Source organism: Streptococcus sp. DD11 (assembly GCF_001578865.1).
Taxonomy (GTDB): domain Bacteria; phylum Bacillota; class Bacilli; order Lactobacillales; family Streptococcaceae; genus Streptococcus; species Streptococcus panodentis.
In genome coordinates this window covers 44,264-50,275 of record NZ_KQ969396.1, presented here as the reverse complement: position 1 = coordinate 50,275, position 6,012 = coordinate 44,264, and the positions used below count along the sequence as shown (strand labels likewise).

General features: G+C 50.2%; 6 protein-coding genes. All 6 read left to right on the top strand.

Going from position 1 to position 6,012, the window contains the following annotated elements; translation table 11 throughout:
* Positions 1 to 977, top strand: a 977-nt coding sequence (locus tag STRDD11_RS09685) for a PTS fructose transporter subunit IIC (protein WP_164828459.1), incomplete at its 5' end; no start/stop codon positions are given.
* A 471-nt stretch (positions 978 to 1,448) separates the two neighbouring features.
* Positions 1,449 to 1,823 (top strand): DUF1149 family protein, encoded by a 375-nt coding sequence (locus STRDD11_RS09680; protein ID WP_128837155.1) that lies wholly within the window; start codon positions 1,449 to 1,451, stop codon positions 1,821 to 1,823.
* Positions 1,824 to 1,825: 2 nt separating this feature from the next.
* Complete coding sequence (locus STRDD11_RS09675) at positions 1,826 to 2,674, top strand: DegV family protein (RefSeq protein ID WP_128837311.1); 849 nt, start codon at positions 1,826 to 1,828, stop codon at positions 2,672 to 2,674.
* A 41-nt stretch (positions 2,675 to 2,715) separates the two neighbouring features.
* A complete protein-coding gene (gene dapB, locus STRDD11_RS09670; protein ID WP_128837154.1) occupies positions 2,716 to 3,483 on the top strand; it encodes a 4-hydroxy-tetrahydrodipicolinate reductase in 768 nt (255 codons plus the stop codon).
* Positions 3,480 to 4,685 (top strand): CCA tRNA nucleotidyltransferase, encoded by a 1,206-nt coding sequence (locus tag STRDD11_RS09665; protein ID WP_128837153.1) that lies wholly within the window; start codon positions 3,480 to 3,482, stop codon positions 4,683 to 4,685. Before dapB ends, STRDD11_RS09665 begins: the two co-directional genes overlap by 4 nt.
* Positions 4,678 to 6,012, top strand: a 1,335-nt coding sequence (locus STRDD11_RS09660; protein WP_241209398.1) for an ABC-F family ATP-binding cassette domain-containing protein, incomplete at its 3' end; no start/stop codon positions are given. The genes STRDD11_RS09665 and STRDD11_RS09660, both read left to right, overlap by 8 nt.

Below are 6,012 nucleotides of genomic sequence, written 5' to 3'. Positions count from 1 at the left end.
CCTTGGCTCAGCTGGGAAGCTACAATGAACTGGCAGCTCAGTTCAAGACTATCGGAGGAGCAGCCTTTGGCTTTATGCTTCCGGTTCTGGCAGGATATATTGCCTACTCCATCGCTGAAAAGCCGGGTCTGGTATCAGGCTTTGTTGCAGGTGCTATTGCCAGCAGCGGTGCTTCTTTTGGCGGGATTGCTTTTGGTTCCGGCGGTGAAAAAACACTTGCTCTTGCAGGGGTTTCCTCTGGTTTCCTAGGAGCCTTGGTCGGCGGTTTCTTGGCCGGCGGTGTCATTCTCGTCCTTCGCAAGCTCTTGGCTGGACTTCCGCGTTCGCTGGAAGGAATTCGCTCCATCCTGCTCCTGCCGCTGCTGGGGGTATTCTTCACAGGATTCTTGATGCTTGCTGTCAATATCCCAATGGCAGCCATCAATACAGGACTCAACAACTTCCTGTCCAGCTTGAGCGGTACATCTGCCGTTCTGCTGGGGCTGCTGGTCGGCGGGATGATGGCCGTAGATATGGGCGGACCGGTTAATAAGGCGGCCTATGTCTTTGGTACAGGAACTCTGACAGCAGATGCCATGATGAACGGCGGTTCAACAGTGATGGCAGCGGTGATGGCAGCCGGTATGGTGCCTCCGCTTGCAGTTTTCGTTGCAACCCTGCTTTTCAAGAATAAATTCACTGAAGAAGAACGCGATTCCGGTCTGACAAATATTATTATGGGGCTTTCCTTTATTACAGAAGGGGCTATTCCATTCGGTGCTGCAGACCCTGCCCGTGCTATTCCAAGCTTTATCGCTGGCTCTGCTTTGACAGGGGCTCTGGTCGGCTTTGCCGGACTGAAGCTGATGGCACCGCACGGCGGTATCTTCGTTATCGCCCTTACCTCCAACCCGCTCCTGTACTTGCTCTTTGTGGCTATCGGAGCAGTGGTCAGCGGTGTTCTCTTTGGCTACTTGCGCAAACCCTTGGAAAAATAATATCTTACTAATCAAAAAGAATCTCAGTTGTGAGGTTCTTTTTTGATACTCAATGAAAATCATCAGCAAATTAGGAAGCTAGCCGAAACCGTACTTGAGTACGGCAAGGCGATGCTGACCTAGTCTGCAGAGATTTTCGAAGAGGCTTATACGGTATATTATCAAAGATACTCTCCTTTGTGGGTGAGGGCGCGGCCATCACGGGAGTCTGTCCCACCGCTTTTCAAAGCAGCAGATAAGGAAAGCGAAGCTGGCATTGGCTTCACGCCAGTAGAACTGTCTCTTCCTTACGGAAGCTTCATTCGCCGCCTCAAAGCGATTCGAAGAGGGCAGAAAATCTGCGTACAGTCAAAAAGAGCTAATCTGTCCATTTTTACAGTCTGCAGACTTGCTGAATCTCGGGATATGGCTATGGAAAGTCACTGGGAATTATGATATAATGGACTATCGCATATTTTTAGGAGAACAGTAATGCATTTACAACGTGAACAAGAATTTGTAAGTCAGTACCATTTCGATGCCCGCAATTTTGAATGGGAAAAAGAAAATGGAACGCCTGAAACTAAGGTAGATGTCAACTTCCAGCTGGTCAAGCGAGACGCAGAAAACCAAACCACTTCCTTGATTGTCATCCTGACCTTTATGATTGTTTTTGAAAATTTTGTTATCAGCGGGACTATTTCGCAGGCTAATCATATCCATGGACGTCTGGTCCAAGAGCCCAGTGAGTTTGATCACGAAGAAGTAGAGGAGCTGGCCCGTCCCTGCCTGACCATGCTCAATCGTTTGACTTATGAAGTAACAGAAATTGCTCTGGATCTGCCGGGCATTAATTTGGAGTTCTGATGATGAAATTAGCTGTCATTACCGATTCGTCGGCTTACTTGCCGGCCCATCTCCTGGAAAAGGACAATCTCTTTGTTTTGGATATTCCGGTTGTCATTGAGGGAGAAACTTATCTTGAAGGACAAAATTTAACAGCCAGTGAATTTTACGAAAAAATGGCTGCCGCAAAAGAACTGCCCAAGACCAGCCAGCCCAGTATTGCAGAGCTGGAAGATATTTTAACCATTCTGGACGGCAAAGACTATACTCATGTTTTGGGTCTCTTTCTATCCAGCGGTATTTCGGGTTTTTACCAGAATATTCAGTATCTGAAAGATGATTTTTCTGATTTGACCATTGCTTTTCCTGATTCAAAAATCACCAGCGCTCCGCTGGGCATCATGGTTGAATCTGCCCTGACTTGGGCAGAAGAGGGCCGCTCATTTGAGGAGATTGCTGATGGGGTGAACCGGCAGATTGAGGGAACCGGCGCCTTTATTTTGGTGGATGATTTGAACCATCTGGTCAAGGGAGGCCGCCTGTCCAACGGTGCAGCTATTCTGGGCAATCTGCTCAGTATCAAGCCTGTTCTCTATTTTAATGATCAGGGCGTCATTGAAGTATTTGAGAAGATTCGGACCGAGAAAAAGGCGGTCAAGCGCATGATTGAAGTAGTAGAAGAAGCAACCGCCGGCGGGAACTATCAGATCATTGTCATCCATGCCCATGCAGCCGAAAAGGCAGAGGAGCTGCGGCAAATCCTGCTGGACAGCGGGATTGCTGGCGACATTCCCATTGCAACCTTTGGCAGTGTCATCGGGACACACCTCGGCCAAGGAAGTGTAGCGCTGGTCTACATTCCCGTTATTTGATGGCTTGAACAGCTTGAGCTAGACCTTGTAAGGAGGAAGACATGAGTATCAATGTGATTATTGCTGGTTTTAAAGGGAAAATGGGTCAGGCGGCCTATAAAATGGTGAGCGAGGATCCTGAACTGACCCTGGTCGGCCTGCTGGATCCCTTTACGGATGAAAAAGAAATCGCTGGAGTTCCGGTATTTAACCGCAAGGAAGACATGGCCGGTCTGGATGCCCACGTCTGGGTAGACTTTACAACGCCGAAGGCAGCTTATGAGAATACGGACTTTGCCCTATCCAGCGGTTTTGCTCCGGTTGTCGGAACGACTGGATTTACTCCGGAGCAGATTGAGGAGCTGACAGAGCTTTCTCGTAAGAAGGAGCTGGGCGGTTTGATTGCACCTAACTTCGCTTTGGGCGCTGTTCTGCTCATGCAGTTTGCAGCTCAGGCAGCCAAGTATTTCCCTGATGTAGAGATTATCGAACTGCACCACGACCAGAAAAAGGATGCTCCCAGCGGGACGGCTGTCAAAACAGCTGAGCTGATCAGCCAAGTCCGGACCAGCAAGCAGCAGGGTGCAGCTGACGAAGAAGAAACGATTGCAGGTGCCCGCGGGGCGGAGTTTGACGGGATGCGGATTCACTCAGTGCGGCTGCCTGGCCTGGTCGCTCATCAGGAAGTGATTTTCGGAAGCCAGGGAGAAGGGCTGACCCTCCGCCATGATTCTTATGACCGGGTTTCCTTTATGACCGGAGTCAATCTGGGAATCAAGGAAGTAGTCAAGCGCTCAGAACTTGTCTATGGATTGGAACATTTACTATGAGACTCGACAATATGCCTTCTGAATTTCAGGAGGCTTTACCAGTATTAAAGAAGATTAAGGAAGCCGGTTTTGAGGCTTATTTTGTCGGTGGATCAGTCCGCGATGCCCTTTTAGAACGGCCGATTCACGATGTCGATATTGCCAGCTCGGCCTATCCAGAGGAGATCAAAAAAATCTTCCCCCGGACCATTGATGTGGGCATCGAGCATGGGACAGTTCTGGTCTTGGAAAATAATGGCGAATACGAAGTCACCACCTTTCGGACAGAGGATGTCTATGTGGACTACCGGCGGCCCAGCAAGGTCTCTTTTGTGCGCTCGCTGGAAGAGGACCTCAAACGCCGGGACTTTACCATCAATGCCTTAGCACTGGACGAAAAAGGGCAGGTCATTGATCTTTTTCAGGGACTGGCAGACTTAGAGCAGCGGCTCTTACGAGCAGTCGGCCGGGCTGCTGAGCGTTTCAATGAGGATGCGCTGCGGATTATGCGGGGCTTTCGCTTTCAGGCCAGTTTGGGATTTGACTTAGAAGCGGACACCTTGCGGGCTATGAGAGACTGCGCTCCTTTACTGGAAAAAATATCAGTTGAGCGGCTTTTTGTGGAATTTGATAAATTGCTCATGGGGGCTTACTGGCGTAAGGGACTTGCTGCGCTCCTATCCAGCGGGGCATCAGACTTTCTGCCGGATATGAAGGGCAGGGGCCAGCAGCTGACACAGCTTTTTGACTTGCAGCCGGACTTTGCTTTCAGCAGTTCTGAGCAGGCTTGGGCAGCCTTGGTAACAGCTTTGGATGTTCACGATAGTCGTCCTTTTCTCAAAGACTGGAAGACTTCGAAGGAATTCGCCAAGAAAGTAGCAGCTTTGGCAGAAATTGCTGCTATCCGCCGGACAAGAGAGCTGACGAGACGGGACTGCTATCGCTATGAAGCAGACCTGCTGCTGCAGGCCGAGCGTCTGCGGCAGGCAGCCGGCCTGCCGGTTGATTTCGAGCTTATTCGAACGACGCACAGCTCCTTGGCGATTCATGGTAAGCATGAGATGGCGGTGAGCGGCCGGCTTTTGATTGAAGACTATGGTTTTCAGCCGGGGCCGGCTTTGGGTCAGGTGCTGAATCAGGTCGAAACGGCGATTGTTGACGGAATTTTGGCCAATGACAGAGATGACATTATAGAGTTTATCAAGGAGCTGGGCTATGAATGATTTTATTGTTGAGCAGCTGAGTAAGACAGTCGGCGACAAGACAGTTTTTCGCAATATTTCTTTTATCATCCATGATCTGGACCGCATCGGACTGATTGGGGTCAACGGTACTGGCAAGACCACTCTTTTGGATGTTCTTTCCGGCAGGGCAGGCTTTGACGGTGATGCCGCTCCTTTTTCGGCTAAGTCTGACTACAAGATTGCCTATCTGACCCAGGAGCCTGATTTTGACGAGGACAGGACGGTTCTTGATACGGTATTGTCCAGCAGCCTGCGGGAAATGCAGCTGATACGGGAGTATGAGCTGCTCTTGACTGCTTATGATGAAGGTCAGCAGTCAAGACTAGAAGCGGTCATGGCGGAGATGGATTCCCTTCATGCTTGGGAAATTGAGAGTCAGGTCAAGACTGTTCTCTCTCAGCTGGGACTGCAAGACCTGTCCCTGAAGGTCGGTCAGCTTTCAGGCGGACTCCGCCGGCGGGTCCAGCTGGCTCAGGTCCTCTTGGGAGATGCTGATCTGCTTCTTTTAGACGAGCCGACCAACCATTTAGATATTGATACGATTGAGTGGCTGACTAAATTTCTGAAAAATTCTAAAAAAACCGTTCTCTTTATCACCCATGACCGTTACTTTCTGGATCATATTTCAACTCGGATTTTTGAGCTGGACGGCGGCTCTTTGATTGAGTACCAAGGCAATTACCAAGACTATGTCCGGCTCAAGGCGGAGCAGGACGAGCGGGATGCAGCCCTGCTTCACAAAAAGAAGCAGCTGTACAAGCAGGAGCTGTCCTGGATGCGAAGGCAGCCTCAGGCCCGTGCTACCAAACAGCAGGCCCGAATCCATCGTTTCCATGACCTAAAGAAAAATTTGGCCGGCCAGGCAAGCGACAGCAGCTTGGAAATAAATGTTGAGGCCAGCCGTATCGGCAAGAAAGTCATCGAGTTTCAAGATGTGACATTTGCATATGAAGCCCGGCCGATTCTTGCTCATTTCAGTCTGATCCTTCAAAACAAGGACCGGCTGGGCATTGTCGGTGATAATGGGGTCGGCAAGTCCACCCTGCTCAATCTGATTGCCGGAAAACTCCAGCCGCAGACCGGTCAGCTCCTCATCGGAGAAACGGTTCGAGTGGCTTACTTTTCCCAGCAGATTGAAGGCTTGGATGAGTCCAAGCGGGTTATCAGCTATCTGCAGGAAGTAGCAGAGGAAGTCAAGACGGATGCAGGTACGACTTCTGTCGCTGAGCTTCTGGAGCAGTTTCTCTTTCCGCGCTCCATGCACGGCACATTGATTGAAAAGCTGTCCGGCGGTGAGAAGAAGCGG